21 protein-coding genes are annotated in these 20,735 nt (G+C 48.1%); 6 read left to right on the top strand and 15 right to left on the bottom strand.

What is annotated here, in order from left to right; genetic code table 11:
• Positions 1-48 precede the first annotated feature (48 nt).
• From MH144_RS27050 to MH144_RS27060, 3 genes are all read right to left on the bottom strand, one after another.
• Positions 49-1,350, bottom strand: a complete 1,302-nt coding sequence (locus MH144_RS27050; RefSeq protein WP_183525502.1) for an ABC transporter substrate-binding protein — start codon at positions 1,348-1,350, stop codon at positions 49-51.
• A 310-nt stretch (positions 1,351-1,660) separates the two neighbouring features.
• Entirely contained in the window at positions 1,661-2,497 is an 837-nt protein-coding gene (locus MH144_RS27055) for a carbohydrate ABC transporter permease (RefSeq protein WP_239305355.1), read from the bottom strand.
• A complete protein-coding gene (locus MH144_RS27060) occupies positions 2,498-3,379 on the bottom strand; it encodes a carbohydrate ABC transporter permease (RefSeq protein WP_095361509.1) in 882 nt (293 codons plus the stop codon).
• 143 nt (positions 3,380-3,522) lie between these two features.
• Between MH144_RS27060 and MH144_RS27065 the strand changes: the two genes are divergently transcribed.
• Positions 3,523-5,352 carry a cache domain-containing sensor histidine kinase gene (locus tag MH144_RS27065; protein WP_239305356.1) on the top strand — a complete coding sequence of 610 codons (1,830 nt, stop codon included), beginning with the start codon at positions 3,523-3,525 and terminating at the stop codon, positions 5,350-5,352.
• Positions 5,353-5,357: 5 nt separating this feature from the next.
• A complete protein-coding gene (locus MH144_RS27070; protein WP_239305357.1) occupies positions 5,358-6,992 on the top strand; it encodes a response regulator in 1,635 nt (544 codons plus the stop codon).
• Here the strand turns inward: MH144_RS27070 and MH144_RS27075 are convergent.
• Positions 6,989-7,948 carry an arsenic resistance protein gene (locus MH144_RS27075; protein WP_239305397.1) on the bottom strand — a complete coding sequence of 320 codons (960 nt, stop codon included), beginning with the start codon at positions 7,946-7,948 and terminating at the stop codon, positions 6,989-6,991. The genes MH144_RS27070 and MH144_RS27075 overlap by 4 nt on opposite strands.
• A 227-nt stretch (positions 7,949-8,175) precedes the next feature.
• Between MH144_RS27075 and MH144_RS27080 the strand changes: the two genes are divergently transcribed.
• Positions 8,176-8,934 carry a tryptophan-rich sensory protein gene (locus MH144_RS27080; protein ID WP_239305358.1) on the top strand — a complete coding sequence of 253 codons (759 nt, stop codon included), beginning with the start codon at positions 8,176-8,178 and terminating at the stop codon, positions 8,932-8,934.
• 106 nt (positions 8,935-9,040) lie between these two features.
• On the opposite strand, the gene MH144_RS27085 is transcribed toward MH144_RS27080, so the two are convergent.
• From MH144_RS27085 to MH144_RS27100, 4 genes are all read right to left on the bottom strand, one after another.
• On the bottom strand, positions 9,041-9,415 hold the full coding sequence (locus MH144_RS27085) for a RidA family protein (RefSeq protein WP_095291831.1): 375 nt from the start codon (positions 9,413-9,415) through the stop codon (positions 9,041-9,043).
• A 72-nt stretch (positions 9,416-9,487) separates the two neighbouring features.
• Positions 9,488-10,168, bottom strand: a complete 681-nt coding sequence (locus MH144_RS27090) for an oxidoreductase (RefSeq protein WP_239305359.1) — start codon at positions 10,166-10,168, stop codon at positions 9,488-9,490.
• Positions 10,169-10,193: 25 nt separating this feature from the next.
• A complete protein-coding gene (locus tag MH144_RS27095) occupies positions 10,194-11,468 on the bottom strand; it encodes an MFS transporter (RefSeq protein WP_239305360.1) in 1,275 nt (424 codons plus the stop codon).
• A gap of 91 nt (positions 11,469-11,559) precedes the next feature.
• Positions 11,560-12,975: a sensor histidine kinase gene (locus MH144_RS27100; RefSeq protein ID WP_239305361.1), complete on the bottom strand. Its 1,416-nt coding sequence runs from the start codon at positions 12,973-12,975 to the stop codon at positions 11,560-11,562.
• Between the two features lie 233 nt (positions 12,976-13,208).
• Between MH144_RS27100 and MH144_RS31040 the strand changes: the two genes are divergently transcribed.
• Positions 13,209-13,862 (top strand): phosphatase PAP2 family protein, encoded by a 654-nt coding sequence (locus MH144_RS31040; RefSeq protein WP_239305362.1) that lies wholly within the window; start codon positions 13,209-13,211, stop codon positions 13,860-13,862.
• On the opposite strand, the gene MH144_RS27110 is transcribed toward MH144_RS31040, so the two are convergent.
• The 3 genes from MH144_RS27110 to MH144_RS27120 form a co-directional block, all read right to left on the bottom strand.
• Positions 13,855-15,378, bottom strand: coding sequence for an HD domain-containing phosphohydrolase (locus MH144_RS27110; protein WP_239305363.1), 1,524 nt, complete (start codon positions 15,376-15,378; stop codon positions 13,855-13,857). The two genes, MH144_RS31040 and MH144_RS27110, sit on opposite strands and share 8 nt — an antisense overlap.
• A 231-nt stretch (positions 15,379-15,609) precedes the next feature.
• Positions 15,610-16,593 (bottom strand): anti-sigma factor domain-containing protein, encoded by a 984-nt coding sequence (locus MH144_RS27115; RefSeq protein WP_239305364.1) that lies wholly within the window; start codon positions 16,591-16,593, stop codon positions 15,610-15,612.
• Complete coding sequence (locus tag MH144_RS27120) at positions 16,590-17,186, bottom strand: RNA polymerase sigma factor (protein WP_239305365.1); 597 nt, start codon at positions 17,184-17,186, stop codon at positions 16,590-16,592. The genes MH144_RS27115 and MH144_RS27120 overlap by 4 nt, the downstream gene beginning before the upstream one ends.
• A gap of 68 nt (positions 17,187-17,254) precedes the next feature.
• Between MH144_RS27120 and MH144_RS27125 the strand changes: the two genes are divergently transcribed.
• Positions 17,255-17,476 (top strand): hypothetical protein, encoded by a 222-nt coding sequence (locus MH144_RS27125; protein WP_239305366.1) that lies wholly within the window; start codon positions 17,255-17,257, stop codon positions 17,474-17,476.
• 226 nt (positions 17,477-17,702) lie between these two features.
• Here MH144_RS27125 and MH144_RS27130 read toward each other — a convergent pair whose 3' ends face one another.
• The 3 genes from MH144_RS27130 to MH144_RS27140 form a co-directional block, all read right to left on the bottom strand.
• Entirely contained in the window at positions 17,703-18,020 is a 318-nt protein-coding gene (locus tag MH144_RS27130) for a hypothetical protein (RefSeq protein WP_239305367.1), read from the bottom strand.
• Positions 18,021-18,245: 225 nt separating this feature from the next.
• Positions 18,246-18,350, bottom strand: a complete 105-nt coding sequence (locus MH144_RS27135) for a YjcZ family sporulation protein (protein ID WP_212677023.1) — start codon at positions 18,348-18,350, stop codon at positions 18,246-18,248.
• A gap of 50 nt (positions 18,351-18,400) precedes the next feature.
• Entirely contained in the window at positions 18,401-18,499 is a 99-nt protein-coding gene (locus tag MH144_RS27140; protein ID WP_239305368.1) for a YjcZ family sporulation protein, read from the bottom strand.
• A gap of 508 nt (positions 18,500-19,007) precedes the next feature.
• Here MH144_RS27140 and MH144_RS27145 point away from each other — a divergent pair.
• The gene (locus MH144_RS27145) at positions 19,008-19,535 is read left to right on the top strand and encodes a stalk domain-containing protein (RefSeq protein WP_239305369.1); all 528 of its coding nucleotides are present in this window, start codon (positions 19,008-19,010) and stop codon (positions 19,533-19,535) included.
• 138 nt (positions 19,536-19,673) lie between these two features.
• Here the strand turns inward: MH144_RS27145 and MH144_RS27150 are convergent, their stop codons facing one another.
• On the bottom strand, positions 19,674-20,000 hold the full coding sequence (locus tag MH144_RS27150; RefSeq protein WP_239305370.1) for an MTH1187 family thiamine-binding protein: 327 nt from the start codon (positions 19,998-20,000) through the stop codon (positions 19,674-19,676).
• Positions 20,001-20,735: the final 735 nt, after the last annotated feature.

A 20,735-nucleotide genomic window follows, 5' to 3' on the forward strand; every position in this document is an offset into this window, starting at 1 on the left:
GGCCCACTTCCTGGGTTCAACTCACGCATAAACGTCATTTCGGGATTTTTACTTTTTCAGACTGTCCCAGTTTTGCTGCAAGGCATCAAGTAATCCTGCTTTATCCGATTTGCCTGCAACATATGCCTGGATGGTGCTGCCGTATTCCTGTGGAACGCCTTCCGGGAAGCGGTTGAAGTTCCAGCTTAACGTTTTGTTTTCCTGACTGTACTTCATGATCTCTGTCGCCAGATCGCCCAGATCCTCTTCCGACGCCTGAATGGAGCTGAACGCCGGGATAAATTTGAACTCCTTGGTCATGTACTGTTTCCCGATATCCGATGTTACGAGCCATTCCAGGAATTCCTTCGCTTCTGGCTTCACTTGCGAGTTTTTGTTCACGACCCAATAGTTCGGTACGCCGACAAACAATTTGTCATTCGGTTCATTCGTAATTGGCATTGGCAGAATACCAAGATTCAGATCAGGGTTGATTCCATCAATCTGCACTTGAGTCCAGTTCCCTTGCTGCATCATCGCTGCTTCCCCACTTGCAAACAGGGTTACCTGTGTATTGTAGTCGGTAGTAAGCGGGTTTTTGTTGCTGTATTTCAGCGTTAAATCAAGCAGGTTCATCCAATCTGTGAACACTTGGTTGCCGGGAATTTTCTCTGTACCTTCGTTCAGGCCTTGAATGAATTTTACCGGATCTGCCTGATTCGCAAATGCCACGTTTACGTTATGGTTACCGAGCACCCACCACTCCTGATATCCGTTCGAAAACGGTGTAATGCCGGCTGCCTGAAGTTTCTGAGCTGCCTGATCCAATTGTTCCAATGTTGTTGGAATTTCAGTAATGCCTGCCTTTTCAAAAAGGTCTTTGTTATAAATGAATCCGTAGCCTTCCAGTGCCAGCGGCTGTCCATAGAGTTTACCGTCTTTGGTCATTGGCTCTTTGGCTACCTCAAGCACGTCCTTCGTCCAAGCTTCACCTGACAGGTCTTCCAGATACTCAAGCCAAGTGTCCAGTTCGCGGTATCCGCCAACGTTGAAAATGTCCGGCTGTTCGCCTGCAGCAAACTTAGCTTTCAGTGCTGCACCGTAGTCACTGCCGCCACCAACCGTTTGAATGTCCAGCTTGATACCCGGATGTGAGGATTCATATTCCGCCTTAAGGCGGTTAAGCGCTTCCGCAATTTCAACTTTGAATTGAAAGATTTTAATGGTTTTGTCCCCTGCAGCAGCCTCTCCTCCGCCCGTTTGAGCATCGGTATTCACCGGACTGCCGCTTTTGTCCCCGTTGCCACAACCTGCGAGCATTACCGAAAAAGCAATCAGCATGAGCAACGTCAACTTTGTCATTCTTTTCATACATACACTCTCCCTATAGTAGTTTCTGTTTGGCCGCTTCCTTACTCTTCATTTCATAATGTTCTCTTCTTGACCCTTGTCTTTCATAGCTTTTCTTACTTACGCTTGCCTCCGAAAAGGTGCCCAAGCCATGCGTGTGCCTTCTCCCCTGCACCTCCATGCGAGGTGGAGCGGAGGGAGCATGATGCGACGGAGAAGCGGAGCGTTCGCCTTTGATACCCGGTGGCTTCCTTGTCTCAATTCATCCTGGCCACCGGGGAGCAACAGCGATCGAAAGCGCACATACTCCCGGAGCGGCCTACACTCGCCCTCACCCCTTAACTGATCCAGCGGTAATGCCCTGAATAATGTACTTCTGCATCAGCAGGAAGAAGATAATGATTGGCATGATGCCCAGCACCAGGGCAGGCAATGCCAGATCCCATTGCTTCGTATATTGACCGAATAGCGCAAAGGTCGCAATCGGGATCGTACGCAGGTTGGAGCTTTGCAAGATTAGGGATGGAAGCAGATAGTCATTCCAGATCCAGAGGGTATTCAGGATAATGACCGTGACATACATCGGCTTCATCAGCGGGAACACAATCCGGAAGAATACCCCGTATACAGAGCTGCCATCCACCCGGGCGGCTTCTTCGATCTCAACCGGGACCGATTTAACGAAACCATGGAACAGGAACACCGACATGGGTGCACCAAATCCGAGATAACAGATGATTAATCCGCCCAGACTGTCGATCAGCCCAAGATTACTGGTTACCGTAACAAGCGGAATCATGATAGACTGAAACGGAATCACCATGGCGGCAATGAACATGCCGAACAGAACCCGGTTGAAGCGCGTATCACTGCGAACCATTCGGTATGCAGCCATGGAGCTGATCAGTACAAGCAGCAGGTTGCTGACCACCGTAACGATAAGTGAATTCATCAGTGCCGAAGGGAATTGGATTTTCTCCCAAGCGTTTGCATAGTTGCCCCATTGAAAGACTTCCGGCCATGCCGCTGAGTTCGTGAGCAGGTCACCAAATGTTTTGACCGAATTGACAAACAGGAAGTAGAACGGAACCAGGAACAGGAGTCCAATCAGTACCATAATGATCTCGGTTACGATCGTACTGAAGCGGTAGTTTTTCGTCGTTTCCATCTATGCCTCTACCTCCTTGCTCTTCGTCAGACGGACCTGAATCATCGTAATGATCGCAACAATCACGAAGAAGATGAGTGCTTTTGCCGTACCAATACCATAACGGTTGTTCACAAATGCCTCGTTGTAAATGTTAAGTGCAACGGACTCCGTCGATCCAAACGGTCCACCTTTGGTCAGTGACAGATTAAGATCGAACATCTTGAATGACCAGGAGATCGCCAGGAACAGGCAGATCGTTACCCCAGGCATAATGAGCGGTAGAATGATGCTCCGCAGTACCTGCCAGCGGCTTGCTCCATCAATTTCAGCAGCTTCCAGCAGATCCGGCGACACATTGGTTAGGGACGAGATGTAGATAACCATCAGATACCCTGCGGTCTGCCAGACAAATACAATGACGATTCCCCAGAAAGCGGTCGGCTCGTCTCCCAGCCAAGGGAGGTTGAAGAAGGACCAGCCGGTCACGTCGCCAACTGCTGAAAACCCTTTCACAAATATGAACTGCCAGATAAAGCCGAGCAACAGTCCACCAATCACGTTAGGCATAAAAAAGATCGTGCGCAGAATGTTTCTCGTCTTGAGCGGTTTGGTCAGGAAGTACGCCAGGAAAAAACCAATGATATTGGTCAGTACCACACCGACTACCGTAAAACGGACCGTGAACCAAAACGCTGTTTGGAATTTGGGGTCATTCGCAAAAATATGCAGGAAGTTGTCGAACCCTACCCAATTGATATTCTCCGACACCCCGTTCCAATCTGTAAAGGAGTAATACATTCCCAGCAGGAAAGGGACCACGATGATGAGAATAAAAAACACGATGGAGGGACCCACGAACACAAGCTGCTGTAACAGCTGTGAAGATTTGCGATGCTTCATATCGTTCTCCCCTTCTATAGATGGATGGAATTGGTCTCTTTTTCTATTAAACCCCAATATTCCGGTTGGAAACACTGACCCTCGTGAACAGTTGGGTGTAAAATATTGTCCTTTCTTAACCTGCAACCAGAAGGGGTGTCCCGATGTCAAAATACTACAGTATTCGCACCAAATTAATCGCTTTCATGCTCATAGCCACCACGCTTCCCCTGCTGGCTTCCATCAGCATGACATTCATCCAGACCAAAACAGCCTTGCGCGAGCAGGCCGTTGCCGAGAACAAACGTCTTATCTATCAGGCATCCACCAACCTCAACAACTATGTGGATAATGTGGCGCGAGCATCGCTTGCCGTATATAGCGACCCTAATTTCCTGCGGAATCTGGCAAAAATCCCTGGGGATTATCGCGCTGTAGCCGAGGTGTATACAACGCTGCAGACCATACGCTCAGCTGTACCGGATGTGTTCCAGCTCTATTTGCACTCGTTTGCAGCCAATCAATCCACCTTAATTATGAGCCCTTTTCCGAAGCGGGAGGAACGAAAACAAGCCTATTCCGACACTCTCCATGGAAAACCAGGGGATGAGAGCCCGGATATATGGGTAGAATCGGCGCATATGAGTCACACTTACGGATTCAAGGCGGCTTCCGCGGATGATCCTGCACGAACTGTAATTACATTACATCGTGTAATCAAGGATGTTCCGTCAACCGAACGCCTGGGCGTGCTCGCCATAGACCTGAACATGGATACCATTGCGGCGATCTGCAGCAGGCTGTACGATCCAGAGAAGGAACAGATCTATGTCGTGGATGGTCAGAATCAGATCATATACCAAGGCCGTTCTGAAGTCAGTGGAACAGATCAATTAAGGCAGGAAGCATCCAGGGAGCTGGATGCAGCACGAACCGGAACGGGAACAAGCCGCACCGCTGCAGGACATTTTGAACAAGAGCATTCCATGTATGTCTATCAACAGATGGGCAGCACCTTTGCCGACTGGACGATCATTAAACAAATTCCGAATGAGACGCTGTATGCCAGGGCTACCACACTGACATGGAATAATGCCATGATTGCCATTGCTGCGCTTCTGCTCGTTATCGTAGCTACCCTGTTCATCTCGATCCGCATCACCGGACCACTCAAACAGTTAATGCGGTATATGAACCAGATTCAGGCGGGACGTCTGCATGTGGATATTCGGCTTAAGAGCCGGGATGAAATCGGAGTACTTGCGCGACATTTTCGGGATATGATGGATACGGTAAACAACCTGATTTTGCGAGAATACCGACTGGAAATTGCCAATAAAACCAACCAGCTCAAAGCATTGCAGGCTCAGATCCATCCACATTTTTTATACAATACGCTGCAATCCATAGGCACACTCGCCCTTCAGCATCAAGGGCAGCGAGTGTACGTGCTCCTCTCTTCCCTCTCCAAAATGCTGCGTTACAGCATGCGGGACCAAACGCGTGTCACCTTGCGGGAGGAAGCCGAGCATGCACGGTTGTTTCTGGAACTTCAACAGGAGCGGTTTGGTGACCGCCTGGAGGTACAGCTTGATTTTGCCGAAGATACATTACGCACCGAACTGCCCAGAATGACCCTGCAGCCATTGATTGAGAATTATTTCAAGCACGGAGCGGATGTACAGCCCGGTAAAGGCTTCATTCGAATTAGCAGTCGCAGGACATCTGACCACTGGATTGAAATTCAACTGGAGAATAACGGACCTCCCATACCAGAGGAGAAGTTGTCCGAGATTCAGGAATGGCTAAGGCTGGTTCACACCTCTTCCGGACTTGCTGCTCAAGATTCCGATCCATCGGAATCGATCGGCCTTCGGAATGTGATGCGCAGGCTCCAACTGAACTCGCCGCCAGAGCATACAGCTATGTTGGAGATCAGCAACCTGGAACCAAACGGCGTCATGATTAAGCTCAACATTTACGCGGGGGAGTGAACAACATGAAAGCACTTATTGTTGATGATGAAAAGCACGTCCGCGACGCAATCCGGCTGCTTGGGCATTGGGATGATCTGGGGATAGATACCCTTCTTGAAGCCGCAGACGGCCATGAAGCAGCAGCAGCAATCTCTTCCTACCAACCGGAAATTGTTCTTAGCGACATGCGCATGCCTGGTCAGGATGGTATGGCCCTGCTGGAATGGATATCGATTCACGCTCCGCAGAGCAAGGTACTGGTTATCAGTGGGTATGACGATTTTGAGCTTGTCAGGCATGCGATTCGCTACGGGGGCATGGATTATCTGCTCAAGCCCGTGGAAGCGGATGAGCTGAATGCTTCCCTATCCAAAGCCGTGAGCGCCTGGCAGGAAGAAGAATCCACCCGTTTGCAGGCAGCACGCCAATCCATTGTAGTCAACCGCATGCGGCCTCACTATCATGACAGGCTGCTGACAGAACTTGTGACTGGACGTGGCAATGGTCAAGCTCAGATTCAGCGACTGTGGGATGAGCTGAATCTTCCGGTTAAGGCTGGAAATTGCAATATTGCTGTCACCAGCCTGTCCCATTTGGACGCAGAATGTCTGGCCAAATATCGCAGCCATCCCGACCTGCTTGTATTCTCCGTTCTGAATATTTGCGCCGAGATGTTATCCACACCTGAGGAAGGCGTAGCATTCCGTCATTTGGATCAGCCTGATGAGATCGTATTATTGCACTGGGGAAGCTGCACTTCTCTTCGCCCCTTGCTTGAGAAGATAAACGATGGATTGCAGCAAACCATCCAGCGCCGGCTTCACTTTGGTGTCTCTGCGTGCGAATCCTATCCTTCCGGAATTGCAGCTGCCTATCAGGAAGCCAGCCTCCGGTTATGGAGGCGCAATACGCTCCAGAACGTTCAAAGATTCCACGATTCTCTGGAGACTTCCTCAGGGAGTAACAAAGGGTTACGTTTAAATGCTTATGAAGAACCCATGCGGCTTGCCTCGATGAGTGGGCGTGCTTCCAGTGTGGCTACTGCTGTGGCAGAGTGGATCGAGCCCATAACCCAGTTTCAGATCATCTCTGCCGAACAGGTTCATCAGTGGATGGAAGAAATGGAATGGATCCTTGGGCGGTGGCTTGATGATGCGGTAGACTCTCCGCCAGCAAGCGATGAGGATGCAGTGGAGGAACAGTCCATCCCATTTGCGGAATTACCATTGGACTCTGAAGGACTACTGTCCTTATCGATGCTTCGGTCTCTGCTGGAACAGCGACTACTGGCAGCGGGGAAAGCTCTTACTTTTCATCCAAATACCCATGCTGATCCGATGACCGATATTGCGCGCTACACAGATGCCCACTATCAAGAGGATCTGTCCCTGCAGCAGATTGCTGCAAGGTTCTATCTCAGCCGAGAGTATATATCTCGCAAATTCAAACAGCAGTTCGGTTTGAACTGGTCCGAATATCTGGGGAAACTGCGAATTAACAATGCCAAACTGCTCCTCCAGAATCCTTCACTGCGAATCGTTAAAATTTCAGAAATGGTTGGATACCAGGATGAGAAGTACTTCAGCAAAGTATTTAAAAAGATGGAAGGCTTAACCCCCGGAGAATATCGTAAAACGTTAACGGAGGCGAATACCTAGCAATTATCTCTTTTATCTTTAATGAAGAATGAAGGCACCAAACGAATGTAGATTAACTCCCCCGCTAATTCGACAATGGTTTGGGTTACGATGGCGGCAGCAGCTATTGTAGCCCATTCTTCCGGGAGCGCAAGCGCAAGCGGCAGCACGACGAGTGAATTGCGGGTCGCCGAGCTGAAGATCAGCGCACGTCCGGCACCGACGTCCAGTCGAAACAGAAGGGCCACCAAACGGGATAGAAATGGCATCAATAAAAGAAAAGATACGTAAATAGGAATAGCATTCACGATCATAGCAAAGTCTGAATACACCTTGCCAATCTGCGAGGCAACCACCACAATTAATGCCAGCGCCATCATCGGAACAGGCAGCCAGGCCGCTGCATCCATCAGCTTCTCTCCACCTGCGCTTCCCCTCGACCACACTTGAGTAAGGATTGCCAGAATTAAGGGTATAACAATGAGAACCAGGAATGCCTCTACGAATGGCCCCACTTTCATCAGCTGGGCTGCCTCTTTCCCGGTCAATAACCACAAATACAAAGGCAGTAATACCATCTGCACCACGAATAAGATCGGTGTTACCGCCAGCATAAGCTTTTCATTCCCACGTCCAAGCTGGGTAAAAACAATGACATAATCGATGCACGGGGTTAGCAGCACCAGGTACACGCCGATAAGAACCGCAGGCGATTGCGGAAATATCCAGGTTAGCAGCGATACAATTACAGGTACAACGACAAAATTGGCTGTTAGTAAAGCGCCAATAAATCTGTGGTTGGATAATGATTGTTTCAACTGCAAAAAAGGAATCTGTGTAAACATGCTGTATAGCAAAATGGCCAGCACGGGTGAAACTGTGTACTGCAAAGCCGATCCCCATTCAGCGTTTCCCAGGCCAATGGCTGCACCAATAAGCAGTGCAACCATGTAGAACCAGGTTTGTTGCTTCTCCATCGTCTCTCTTGTAAGCAAACTTCATCCTCCTTATTTGGGGCATATTCTTCTTGCATTATGCGTACATTGGACAGAGCATGGATCAGGGAGCAAAAAATACGGGTCACACCATCATGCATCCTGTGAATTTTTTGCGGCTCCTTATTAGAATGTGGAAGAATTGGGTATATTCATTGTAGACTGACCCGTGGTTCATTTATTCTTTTGTAAACCAAGGAGGATGCACAATGTCTCGTAACAATCCGTACAAATGGTTAAACGCGATTGGTTTTATCGCAGTTATCGTTGTAAACTACCTGTCGAATTCTCTACCCATCGGCGGGAGAACCAACAAGGAAGTATCCGATATGTATCCTGTGCTGCTTACACCTTCAGGGTACGCCTTCTCCATCTGGGGATTAATCTATCTGCTGCTTGCAGGCTTCGTGATCTATCAGTTTCTTCCTTCATCGTTTAAAAGGGATTCCATCACCCGGCTCGGTTACTGGTTTCTGGCAAGCTGCGTCTTTAACGTAGCTTGGATCTTCGCTTTTCAAAATCTTCAGACAGGCCTCGCCCTGCTTATTATTGTATTGCTTCTGCTGTGCCTGATCATGCTGTATCTCAAAACGCGCGCCATCACCCTCCCAACAACGGCGGAGATTTGGCTGGTTAAACTGCCATTCAGCATCTATCTTGGATGGGTTAGTGTGGCGACCATTATTAATGCAGCTGTTCTATTATACAAAATTGGCTGGGATGGTTTCGGTATCAGCGAACCTGCCTGGACGATTATCATGCTCATTGTAGGTCTTGTGCTGGCTGTATTCGTGAGTTTCCCTTATCGGGACAGCATCTACCCGCTTGTATTTACGTGGGCATATATTGCCATCGCACTTAAGCAGAAAGATGTTTCCTCCGTTTATTATACGGCGATTATCCTTGCAATCTTGCTTGCGATCTATGCCGTATATCTCTTCTTCGCCCGTAACCAAGACCGTGATTAAGTGGAAAGAATCCATTGTAAACGTCGTTGAAAAAAGCCGATTCCGGTCAACTCATTCGGAATCGGCTTTTTATGTATTGTAACACTCAGAGAAGAGTGTTCCCGTTCTATTTCAGGGCGATAACTTCGATCTCCACAAGCGCATCCTTCGGCAAACGAGCTACTTCAACCGCACTGCGTGCCGGGTAAGGCTGTTCGAAAAATGTGCTGTATACCTCATTCACAGGAACAAAGTCGTTCATGTCTTTCAGGAATACAGTCGTTTTAACCACTTTATCCATGCTTGTGCCTGCTGCTTCCAATATTGCTTTTACGTTACTTAAGGACAAGCGGGTCTGTTCCTGAACATCTGCGCCGAACTCTCCCGTTTGGGGATTCAGGCCTAGCTGACCGGATGTGTAGACAAAATCGCCTGCAGCAACAGCCTGGCTGTATGGACCGATAGCACCTGGAGCCTGATCTGTAGAAATTGGTTTTTTCATGGGCCGATTCTCCTTCATGTTTTCAAGTTTTGAAGCTTATTATACCATGTTCCTCTCCTGCCAAGAAACATCTCAGGAATTCTCTGTGCCAAGTGCATGAATCACTTCATTGGAGTAGACATGGTTGCCTTTGGCTCTGACAAGCGCAATATTAATCATAGCCCTGGCGATGGTTGAAGCATGTATCGCACGGTATTTGGCAGCTTTCCCCTTCATCCAGCGATCCATGAAGGTCATCAGGTGGGCGGCAAGCTGTTCTCCAACACGCTTTTCTCCGCGGTCACCCAAGATCAGCGATGGTCTGAAGATATGCAAAGAACGGAAACCAACCGAGGATAGAGCTTGCTCCATCTCTCCTTTGGTTCGACTATAAAATACTCGCGAACCCGCATTCGCCCCCATGGAGGAAATCACAAGCATCTGGGACAACCCCTGCTCGTTCGCAAGTTTGGCCGCTTCTACCGGATAGTGAAGATCGACCTTGCGGAAATTTTCCTGACTGCCTGCTTTTTTGATCGTCGTGCCCAGACAGCAGTATAAGTCATCCATATGATGAAACAAATCCTTGGCGTCCCCCAGTTGATCCCAATCCACGACATATTGTTCAAGCTTGGGATGCTCAAGTTCCAGTCGCTTCCTGACCAGAATGCGTACTAATCCATATTCGGGTTGCCGAAGCAAACGATGGACGAGCAAGCTGCCCACCAGACCTGTGGCCCCGATCACAACGGCCTTTCGCCCGCTAATTTCCATACTCATCCCTCCATTTCATCTGTGATTATGATCTCAGAAGTACTCGGCGCCCCAACGTAAAAGCAAGAAGCAGCATGGCGACACCAATACCTACCTGAAATCCATAGGTAGCCATCCAATTCAGCGTCTCCGGCCATTCTTCCATTTTCTCATACAACCAACCGCCAATCAGCGGTCCGAGGAACGACGTTACCCCTGTTAAGGCTGAGTAGACGGCGACGAACATCGGTCTTTCACTTTTTGGCGTATCTCCGATCGTAAAGTTGAAGGCCAGCTGGTTAAATCCTCCGACACCGATACCAAGAAAGATATGAGACATAAAAAGTGCAATCAAAACGGGCATAAACGACATTAAACCCCAGGACAGACAGGAGAGTGCGATGATCGGCAATGTCCAAAATAATAAGGTTTTGTTGCTGAATCGTGCGTTCAGATTACCCCAAATATAGAATCCGGCCATCATGACGATGGTCTGTACCACCGTAATGAGAGAAACCATCTGATAATTAATGTTAAGCAAGTCAAGCATTACATAAGAATACAGCGGAACAATCAGAGTCTGAATCCATAACCAAACCGCCAGAAATAGCGCAGCTTTCAGAAAAGACCGATCCTGAAACGGCTTGTTCAACATCCGCCAGAAAACCGTCTCGGTCGAACGTTCAAAGGGGACATCCGGATAGAAGAAATAAATGACGATATTCGCTATCGCACAGATCCATACCGGAATAAACAGAATCAGGAAGCCCGCCTCGCCCGGAAAACGGTCCAAAACGATACCTCCTACAAACAAGCATACGCTTCCAAGCGCATTCAGAATCGTATTCCGAATGCCGAAATAACGTCCCCTCACTTTGGCAGGTACGATGTCCCCAATCAAAGAGGTCCAGATCATGCCCCCGATGGTATTGGATATGAATGCAACCGTGTACATTCCAATGTAAACGCCTACCCACCATTCTTTGGGGAAAAGGAAGGGAATTAATCCGGTCGCGCTCCACAAGATGCGATGTACCCCAACGAATAGCAGCAGCATGCGTTTCCGGCTGCGAATACGCTGCATCCAGAAGGCTGCTCCAATCTGGGCGATATTCACAAACGTGGTTATGGCGAGTACAAAACCAATGTGTCTTGACCCGGCCCCAAGATACAGCAGAAATCCCGTTAAGAATGGTCCACCCAGCAATGTTTGCAATATAATTGCCGGTACACCCTCCCATGTTGCGATCGATAAGTTGATGCGTTGTGTCGAACCCTTGCGACGTTTGCCAGCAAACGAGGGAGGGTTAACTTTGACCATCTTCTGTATGGGGATACACTCCTTAGACCGGGTTTTGACTGCCGGCCGATGCTAGTTATCACCACAAATTCTACTCACAGCAAGATGGTTGTCAACTCATTTTTTCATGGTTTAGGGGAAGGTACAGCCGGAAGGTACTTCCCTTGCCTTCAACACTTTCAAGCTGTATTGATCCGTCCAATAAGCGCGCCAAATCCCGACTGATGGACAGGCCAAGTCCTGTGCCGCCGAATTTGCGACTGATCGACCCATCCGCTTGCTGAAAAGCTTCGAAAATGGAGTGGTGCTTATCTGCAGGAATGCCAATTCCCGTGTCTTTGACCGAGAAGACCAGCCATTTCCCCGAACGTTCGGGCTCGTCCCACTGTTCGGTGCTCACCGTCAATTGTACGGCTCCTTTATGCGTAAACTTGATGGCATTGGACATTAGATTACGCAAAATTTGCTGCACGCGCTGTGGGTCAGACCACAATGTGTCTGGTGCGTCAGGCGATTTCTCCATCAGCAGCTGTATTCCCTTTTTCACAGCCACCAACCGGAAGTGACTCATTACGTCTTCAGCGAGCTGCGACACACTAATATCCTCATATACGATATCAAGCCGCCCAGCCTCTACTTTTGATAAATCCAGAATATCGTTAATCAACGTAAGCAGTTCCTGGCCCGATTGGTCAATCATCGCTGCAAACCGAGCGATATCCTCCTGGTCCATCGTATCGCTGTTTTCATTAATCATCTGTGCAAAGTTAATCACACTGTTGAGCGGTGTTCGCAGCTCATGCGACATGTTGGCAAGAAATTCGGACTTATACTGCGAAGCCAGCATCAACTGCTTGGCTCGCTCTTCAAGCACAATTTTGGCCCTCTGCAGCTCTTCCTTCTGCACAGACAATAAGCGGTTGGTACTTTGGATAAGTAGAATCCGATTCTGTTCATTCTGAAAGTCCCGCAGGATAAAAGCAAAAATAAGACTAAGTAAAATACCGGTAGGAAGCGTGTAGGGCATAATATGAGAGAAGAAATACGTTGGAGGAAAGACGCCAAGCAGGGCAATATTGATGCTGTTGACGACATTGACGATCACAATAACCAGCACGCCCTTGATAACGAGTCTGTAGTCACTGCGTCTCATCCATATATTTAACCCAGCACATACCACACCAAGGATGGCCATGTTACCCAGAGCTGCGAGTGTAGCTTCATTAATACCAAAGGTCAATCGGGTCAAGCCGATCCCAACACCAATAATAATTAAACTATAGGACTGCCTGAAGGTCAGAACAGCAATAATTAATGGAACAAACCGGAGGTCAAAGATCACTTCATCAGTTAATTGAAAGCCAAATACCGTACTAATCCAACCCGCAAAGATAAGAACCAGCACAGAGCTCCATTGTTTAAACCTGGAGGATACACGTATCACAATGTATTTATAGAACACACTAGCCAGATAGGCTATGGTGATCAGCATCCCCATATTTAATACGAACATCTTAGAAAATTGCATTCACTCACTCCTGTTGTCCCGATTTCGTTCGTAGACACACCATTTGTCCGCATGTACTTCTATCATATCATGCCCGTAGAGCCTTCGACATTCCTGGCTCGTCAAAAAAATACACAAAAATACACAAATCCGGATTCAATTTGTGTTCAAAACATAGTAGAATATAGTGTTGTTTAATTTATCGCTGTGATCCACTTCCTTGACGGACTTGGATTGAAAGGAGAAACGTTGTAGTGCAAACGTTAAAAAGTAAATCCTATTGGCTGTCATTAAGCTTGATGCTTTCTCTGGCTGTCATGGGACTGTTATATGATGTTCTTAACAGCCCTGAGCGCGGATTCGCCGTGCTCAATTCACCGATCGATCGGCTCATTCCTTTCGTACCCGGAATGTCCCTTCCTTATCTGGGCTGGTACCCATTTGTGTTCGGTGTACTGGCATATCTCTGTGCCAAAGACAGGCTTACCTATTATCGCGTGCTCCTGTCCATGAACATCTGTGTATGGATCTGTTATCTGATTTATTTCAACTTTCAGACCAGTGTTGCTAGACCAGAAATTACAGGTACAGGCCTTGGCGCATCCGTCCTGGGATGGCTCTATAGCCAGGATCGACCTTATAATTGCTTCCCAAGCATTCATGCACTTCATTCCTATCTCGTTATGCGAGCAGTCCTCTCGGTACAGAGCATTCGCCGTTATGTCAAACTGCTCGTAGCGGCTGGCGCAACACTAATTGTGCTGTCTACCCTGCTAATTAAGCAGCATGTGATCTATGATGCTCTGGGTGCCATCATCCTTGGTGAGTGCATCTTCACCATTATTACCGGACTTTCCTTACACCGGCGGCGCCGGAAAGGGTCGAAGTGGACAGAGGGGATCAACTAACCCCTCGCTCCGACGAACCATGGAGGTGCTCTTTCCTTCTCCACTCTTCTATAAACAAGCCTGCAAAATAAGGGTCCCACTGGGTCCCTTTTCCTTCTTCGAGGATAGATAGCGCTTTCTCATGACTCATGCCGTTTCGATACGGGCGATCCGAGGTCATAGCATCAAAGGCATCAGCAACTGCAATAATCCGCCCGAAGAGCGGAATTTCGAGGCCTGCTTTGCCATCCGGATACCCTTTTCCATCGTAACGTTCATGATGAGACCGCACACCAGGTAAAAAATCTGCCATTGCATCCATCGGTTCGATCTGTAATAAAATGCTCTCGCCCAGCACCGGGTGGGTCTGAATGATCGCGAATTCTTCTTCACTTAGTTTCCCGTCCTTGAGCAAAACCTCATCAGGCACTCCGATTTTACCAATATCATGAAGAAGTGCAGATTTGTACAGCAAATCCGCTTGCTCCTCACTCATACCACTCAGTTTGCCGATCATGAGTGAATACTCGGCTACCCGCATGGAATGTCCGGCCGTATACTTATCCCTCGCATCCAGCGCAGCAGCCAGCGTGGAAAAATAACTCTGCAGCAGCTGTCGATTACGTTCCTGCCTCATCTCCAGCCGATTAATCATCATGTTAAACCCAGAAATAAGTGCCGAAAATTCATCTGCATACAGGTCAGGTGCTCTTCTGCCCAGGTCCCCTTCCTGAATCCGGTTCATCTCTTTTGTTAATTCTGCCACAGGATCACGCACGTCGCGGATCAGCAACCAACTGCCTACCAGAGCGAAACCAGCCCCCAGCACGACAACGATGATTCCCCACAGGATATACTCTTTCGCAAACTCCTGATCCATATACTGAAGCCTGATAAAAGTAGCCAGGAAAAACAAAAATAGCGGAAATAGTCCAATGAGAGCCGTACTCAGCTGAAATTTCCGCTGAATGGATACGAGTACTCGCCCTCCCAATGACGGCTCGGTGCCATATTGCTGTTTACCTCGGCGGCGAGCCTCCATCAAAAGCGGTCTAATCGCTCGAACGGTCAGGAAATATTCAATTAACGCATGCATGATCGCAATCAAAATGGCACAAGCGGCTGCCACGGCAACATAGTTTGTTGGGAAGTCCAACCAACCCACTGAAAGCATCCATAGGGTTAACCCTGCAGCTGGCAATGAGAATCCCAGCAAATGCGGCCCCATGATACGGTAAATGGTTCGCCCTGGGAAATGGTGGATAACCTCATACATTCTGCTCAATTCAGCCCGCTCGTGATGCTCCCCAGCGAAAAACTGCCTGATCGGTCTAAGTTGAATCCGTAAGGCAATACCTTCAGCAACGAGCATAAACAAAAGTGAAATGAACACAATCAAAATCAAACGTACAAATTCAATATTTGGTATTTGCAGGGTAGAGACCATCACCACAGTACCAACAACAAATACTGCTGCAAGTGAGCCTACCAGATAATTGCGCACCAGACGAAAGATAAATGAACGGTATATCTCCACCCAAACCCCTCACTCTCTATGTGCAACCAGTTCTCCCGATTAATGTAAGGGGAGATTCAGGGTATTGCCTTTATTTTTTATCGGTCAAGCCGCGTCAAAAAATTAATGATCTTCACAATCATTCATCTCCGGCATATTACACTATGTGCATATCTCCATTTATAGTCATGCTCCAAGGCAAAAAAAGACTGTTTCCCGCAGGAAACAGCCTCATATCATCGCTTGTTGTACCTAACCTTCAATCTTGGCAGCCAGAATCATTGTCCCCCGAGGCTGGTCACCCATCGCATCCGGTTCCAGAGTAATGGCGACTGTGTCATAGTCATTGACTGAATCCAAAGTATAGTACACAGCACCCGTGCCATCATGGCTAAGGAACGTCCCGGCATTCTGAGGCGTCTCTCCCTTGATCAGCCATACCTGGAACGCTTCGTTCCCTTCCAGATCAGGCAGGTTCTCTGCCTGCACAACCAGATGTGTACCCTTATCGTCAATGACGATGGTCGCCAGTCCATTCGCCACGATGTCCTGTGCTGCAGGACTAAGCTTGACGGCTTCGCCCATACGTACGGAGCGCGAAGGCTCCAGCACGGCGGCAAGCTGCTGCTGCAGCTCTTCATTCTGCGCCTGTGCCAGTGCGAGCTGCTCCTGTGCAGCTGATGAGCCGGCCGCTTGCTGCGTGAGCGTATTGACCCGGCTCTGCAGCTGCGCAGCATAGATGCCGAGCACCAGCGCCGCCGCAGCAAGGCCGGCGCTGGCCACACGCCAGGCTCGGCTGCTGCGTGCACGCGCGCGCCCTTGTGGCTGCCACGGCTGTGCCTGTGCAGCCTCTTCCGCCCGGGCTGCAGGGACCGCCGTGTTCGGCGGCATGCCTGGCCCGGGCTGCGCCGCATCTGCGTGCTGCGGCGCTGGGGTTGCCTGAAGCACCGCGGGTGCTTCAGGCTCGGCAGGAGCAGCCGCCGGCTTCGCCTCGGCGCTCTCCTGCGCACTGCCGAGCACGCTGCTCAGCACACGTGCCCGCATACCCGGCGGCGGGGCAACTGGTTCCGCCGCGTGTGGCAGGAAGCCGGTAACTTCCTGCAGTTCCTTCACTTCCTGGCGGCATGCTTCGCACGTAGCCATGTGTGCCTCAAATGCTTCCACTTCCTCGGCTTCCAGTCCGCCCAGCACATACATCGGTGCCAGATCAGACCACTCTTCATGTCGTTCTATCATGGATGTATGCCCTCCCTTCCCGCGTCTGGCTGCAATTCAGCATCGGCAAGCAGCTTCTGAAGCTGCTTCATTGCTAGCCTGACCCGGCTCTTGACCGTACCCAGCGGTATCCCGTATCGGCTGGATACTTCCTGCTGCGTTAATCCCCCGTAATATATGGATTCAATAACCTGCTGCTGATCGCTGTTCAATTGGGATAAGGCTTCCCTGATTTGGCTCCCTTCCCACTTACGCTCCACTTCTTGTTCCGTATTGGTTTGTTCGTCGGCATACGCTGCCAGAGATTCGTTCTCTACTGCCATTGTCGCGGCACCTTTTGATTTGCGCCTCAGCATGTCCACTGCAATGTTTCGCGTTATGGCAAACATCCATGTGGTTAGCTTCCCCTGGGAGGCCTCGTATCGTTCTGCGTTATTCCAGACTCGCAGGAACAGCTCCTGCACCGTTTCTTCCGCTGTCATTGGATCACCTACGATCCGGTAGGCAAATGAATACACTGCCCGCTCATAGCGGTCATATAAAAGCTCCAGTGCAGATGCATCCCTCTCTGCAATCTGTCGCATTAACCTGCTGTCCTCCATTGATTCAGTCATGCGAGGGCCCCTTTCTTGATCTCCCTCATAATTAACCTACGAAAAATCATTTGAAGAGGATTACCTAAATGAATAAAGAATATGAAAAACTTTCGCAAATTTTCCCGCAAAATGCTGTAGCCTTCCTTTATCTTGCAAAAAATTACAGACTGTGGTATACTCGTAAAGTTGGAATTAAACCTCAACTGATTTTCTATCTTCTTTTAACCCCGGAATATTTTCTTCATGCTGCGACCGCAGCGAATATGTACAACCAACCTATGGAGATTGAAGAACCTGAATCACATTAACCCGGTATAACAGAGTTTCACAAGATTTTCCCATTCACACTGGCGCGGTCATCGGAGCCGCAAGGACAAAAGAGAGGTAGGGCTTTTGTTGTTTTGGAAGTCACTTATTCTTGAGAAGATTGAAAACATACACAACCAAGCACCCGGAATTGGGTTCCGGGTGCTTTTCCATGTCTGATTACATATTTTTTTATTTAATATCCGAGCTTTGTCAAAAACCCCTCACTTAGATGAACATGGTTTTGGAGATAATGACGAGCAGGATGAAAAGCACCAGAATGGTACCCATCGATCCCCAGCTTCCGCCACCATGACCATAAGAAGTTCCACAGCCTTGGCTGTAACCATAGCCGTGCACGGTTGGAGCCTGGTTCGCGTGGTGTCCGTACCCGTATCCATATCCGTATCCAAGCGGCATTGTTCCGCAGCCGTAACCGTACATTTCGTGACCTGTGTATTGGTAACCATGCATTTGTTCATGACCTCCCATATGTCCGTATACGTGTCCCTGTCCGTTCGGTGAATTCGGTTTAACTTCGCTCATTGTTCATTCCTCCTTAGCATTTGCCTACACCCCTAAGCTATGTACTTTGCCTACGGCTGGACCGGGCTATGGCCCTCATTTGGATAAAATGGGCACTTTTCGCCTTGGACTGGCGTGGATTTTTGTTTTTAATCAGATTTCTGTATGCTTTTCTATTCCAGCCACCCGTCCAGCTTGTCCGTAGCCTAAAAAAACCCTGCCGGGTAACCGGCAGAGTTCGCTATATTACACCCAGAAAGATTTAGTGATGATGACGAGGAGAATGAACAGAACCAAGATGGCTCCAGTCGATGTCCAGCCGCCGTATCCTACGCCTCCGACTTCGCTCATAGAGAACCCCCCTTTACCAGAGAATTCGTGTGTGGGGCTAATAAATGCTATTATACCCAGAAAGATTTAGTGATGATGACCAACAGGATGAAGAGAACCAAAATGGCACCAGTCGATGTCCATGCTCCGCCGTATCCAACTCCACTCATGTAAAACCCTCCTTTGATTTGAGGTACAGTTCACTATATGCAGAAGTCCTTTCCCAGACCGGGCTCAAGACAAAAATGGGCTGGTGTCCCAGAAGGATGATTTAGAGGATAAATGCAAAGCTTGGCACTCTCTATGATGTTCTTATTTTATAATCTAAAGCAACCCCATATCATTGTCCTGTACTTGATATAAGGATACTTTGCACAAATAAGAACTCAACCTTTAAGGTTGAGTTCTTTTCGTTTCCCTACCTCATTTAGTTATCACAAACACGAAATCACATAGTGCCCTCGTCATAATCCAAATTTATTAACACAAATCGTAAGAACCAATTTTACATTCCGATTATATATTTATGTTTATTTTTAAGTACAACTCCCCGCCATAAATCGCACTCATAATGATTCGTAAGAAGTAAAAAAATAATATATTTCACCCGTGTCAATCATCCCTGATTAGGGTATTATTCTCAGGTATAACACATTTACATAGGAGTTGATGATAAAGATGAAAATGAAAAAAGTTATTCTTGCTTTATCTATAGGAATGTTGGTTGGTTCTTCTTCCATGGCTGTGGCTGCAACTTCCCAAAAGGTGCAAGCAACGTTGGCAAACTTTAAAGTTATCGTTAATGGCCAGTCCAAATCTGTAACATCCGATCAATTACTTTATAAAGGCAATACATACCTACAACTTCGTGAAGCTGCCAAAATTCTTGGTTATGAAGTCAATTACGCAAGTGCGACCCGCTCTATTGAGTTTTCTGCAAAGAGCCAAACTCAAGCAGACTGGATTACTCTAATTGATCTATCTGCCTCTAATGGTTATGACGTTGCCCTCAAGGGAGACTCAGCGGATGTTTACAACGTATCAAAAGATCTTAAAACCATTCTGAGTGTCAATGCGAATGGTCTTAAGGAAAACGAGGAAAAAGTGGTAGCAGATCCATCAGGTAAAACAATTCGTTACAAAAAATTGCAGGGTTCTCTGGTTTTGAATCGCGGAGATTTGAAAAAAGCTGGTTTGATCAAGTAATCGGCTATAATAAAGAGCCTCGCCGGATATGTCTCCAGCGAGGCTCTTTCCTGTGCTATTCTTCTGTCAGACATACCTGATTTCCGCAGAGGAGGGATATTCCCCGTCCGAAAAAATAGGGGATTCCGATCCTGCCCCCTAATTCGGGCGTACCTCACGGGATGCCAGCTTCTCCTGAACGGATTGCAGCTTCTGTATGCTGGAGGCATCCGGTTTATCCCGCCGATCGTCAATCTTGACGGATGTAGAGACCCGCTGGGCTCCTGATAGAAACGGAGCTTCATGCAGAGCTGCTACGGCTGTGAAGACCTCATTCAGCGGTCCTTCGATAATGGTGCTCATTGAAGTCAGCTGATATGTAATGCCACGCTGGTTTTCCAATACGGCCTGCATATCGGCCACATAACTGCTTAGACTGGTCGTTCCTGTTCCAATTGGAATTACGGTCACTTCTGCTATTGCCATCACGCTCCGCCTCCCTTTAGCTCTGTAGATTACCGTTGTCGCTATAATTAGTGCAATTTTGACTATTTTTATTTTACCAGTTGAAGGCGTTACAATTCAAACTGACGTGAAGACGTCATTCCATTTGAACGAAAATTTTTTTTGAATAATCTTCAAATCTTCCAGTCCTTTTCCTTTGCGGATTCATGCCGTAAATGGTATACTCGGAATTACGTTTTAGTGTGCTGAACCTGTTTACAAACACAAGATGTTGGGTTAGAGTATGGTAACAGCAACAAAATGTAGTGACAAAGCGTTTCCCCACTTCTGAAAGTCATCTTCTGCAATCTCGCGAAAAACAGGATGGAATCACCTTCAAAGGCACGTCCCTGTAGGTGTAAATCGCTTTCTCGAAACAGAACTGACGCCGAGGTTAACGGGGCTGTTTGGACTGCCACCCGGTTGCCTCTATGACAGTTGCAACTAGATATTGACACAACCTTACATAATAGCACCTTACGGTCGACATACCATTTGCGACTGTCAGGAAGCCAGTGCATTCATGGGCATTTTCAGGCCGTCAGGCGGGGAGTGCTTTTTATATGATCATGTTCTGATGCTGCTCCTATGTTACGGGGTCTTTGCATGCGCAAACTGTCACCACCGCAGTCCGTTGGATCTACCTATTTTTTTCTCACCGTAAGAAGACACTCAATTCTTTATATAAGAATTTCTCCAATTTATCTCTTAATCATG

This window comes from Paenibacillus sp. ACRRY (genome assembly GCF_022346995.1).
Lineage (GTDB): Bacteria > Bacillota > Bacilli > Paenibacillales > Paenibacillaceae > Paenibacillus.

What these genes read in the sequence shown, in the direction of transcription:
- MH144_RS27050 (WP_183525502.1), bottom strand. Translation starts at nt 1,350, where the DNA reads ATGAAAAGAATGACAAAGTTGACGTTGCTCATGCTGATTGCTTTTTCG.
- MH144_RS27055 (WP_239305355.1), bottom strand. Translation starts at nt 2,497, where the DNA reads ATGGAAACGACGAAAAACTACCGCTTCAGTACGATCGTAACCGAGATC.
- MH144_RS27060 (WP_095361509.1), bottom strand. Translation starts at nt 3,379, where the DNA reads ATGAAGCATCGCAAATCTTCACAGCTGTTACAGCAGCTTGTGTTCGTG.
- MH144_RS27065 (WP_239305356.1), top strand. Translation starts at nt 3,523, where the DNA reads ATGTCAAAATACTACAGTATTCGCACCAAATTAATCGCTTTCATGCTC.
- MH144_RS27070 (WP_239305357.1), top strand. Translation starts at nt 5,358, where the DNA reads ATGAAAGCACTTATTGTTGATGATGAAAAGCACGTCCGCGACGCAATC.
- MH144_RS27075 (WP_239305397.1), bottom strand. Translation starts at nt 7,948, where the DNA reads ATGGAGAAGCAACAAACCTGGTTCTACATGGTTGCACTGCTTATTGGT.
- MH144_RS27080 (WP_239305358.1), top strand. Translation starts at nt 8,176, where the DNA reads ATGTCTCGTAACAATCCGTACAAATGGTTAAACGCGATTGGTTTTATC.
- MH144_RS27085 (WP_095291831.1), bottom strand. Translation starts at nt 9,415, where the DNA reads ATGAAAAAACCAATTTCTACAGATCAGGCTCCAGGTGCTATCGGTCCA.
- MH144_RS27090 (WP_239305359.1), bottom strand. Translation starts at nt 10,168, where the DNA reads ATGGAAATTAGCGGGCGAAAGGCCGTTGTGATCGGGGCCACAGGTCTG.
- MH144_RS27095 (WP_239305360.1), bottom strand. Translation starts at nt 11,468, where the DNA reads ATGGTCAAAGTTAACCCTCCCTCGTTTGCTGGCAAACGTCGCAAGGGT.
- MH144_RS27100 (WP_239305361.1), bottom strand. Translation starts at nt 12,975, where the DNA reads ATGCAATTTTCTAAGATGTTCGTATTAAATATGGGGATGCTGATCACC.
- MH144_RS27115 (WP_239305364.1), bottom strand. Translation starts at nt 16,593, where the DNA reads ATGATAGAACGACATGAAGAGTGGTCTGATCTGGCACCGATGTATGTG.
- MH144_RS27120 (WP_239305365.1), bottom strand. Translation starts at nt 17,186, where the DNA reads ATGACTGAATCAATGGAGGACAGCAGGTTAATGCGACAGATTGCAGAG.
- MH144_RS27125 (WP_239305366.1), top strand. Translation starts at nt 17,255, where the DNA reads ATGAATAAAGAATATGAAAAACTTTCGCAAATTTTCCCGCAAAATGCT.
- MH144_RS27130 (WP_239305367.1), bottom strand. Translation starts at nt 18,020, where the DNA reads ATGAGCGAAGTTAAACCGAATTCACCGAACGGACAGGGACACGTATAC.
- MH144_RS27135 (WP_212677023.1), bottom strand. Translation starts at nt 18,350, where the DNA reads ATGAGCGAAGTCGGAGGCGTAGGATACGGCGGCTGGACATCGACTGGA.
- MH144_RS27140 (WP_239305368.1), bottom strand. Translation starts at nt 18,499, where the DNA reads ATGAGTGGAGTTGGATACGGCGGAGCATGGACATCGACTGGTGCCATT.
- MH144_RS27145 (WP_239305369.1), top strand. Translation starts at nt 19,008, where the DNA reads ATGAAAATGAAAAAAGTTATTCTTGCTTTATCTATAGGAATGTTGGTT.
- MH144_RS27150 (WP_239305370.1), bottom strand. Translation starts at nt 20,000, where the DNA reads ATGGCAATAGCAGAAGTGACCGTAATTCCAATTGGAACAGGAACGACC.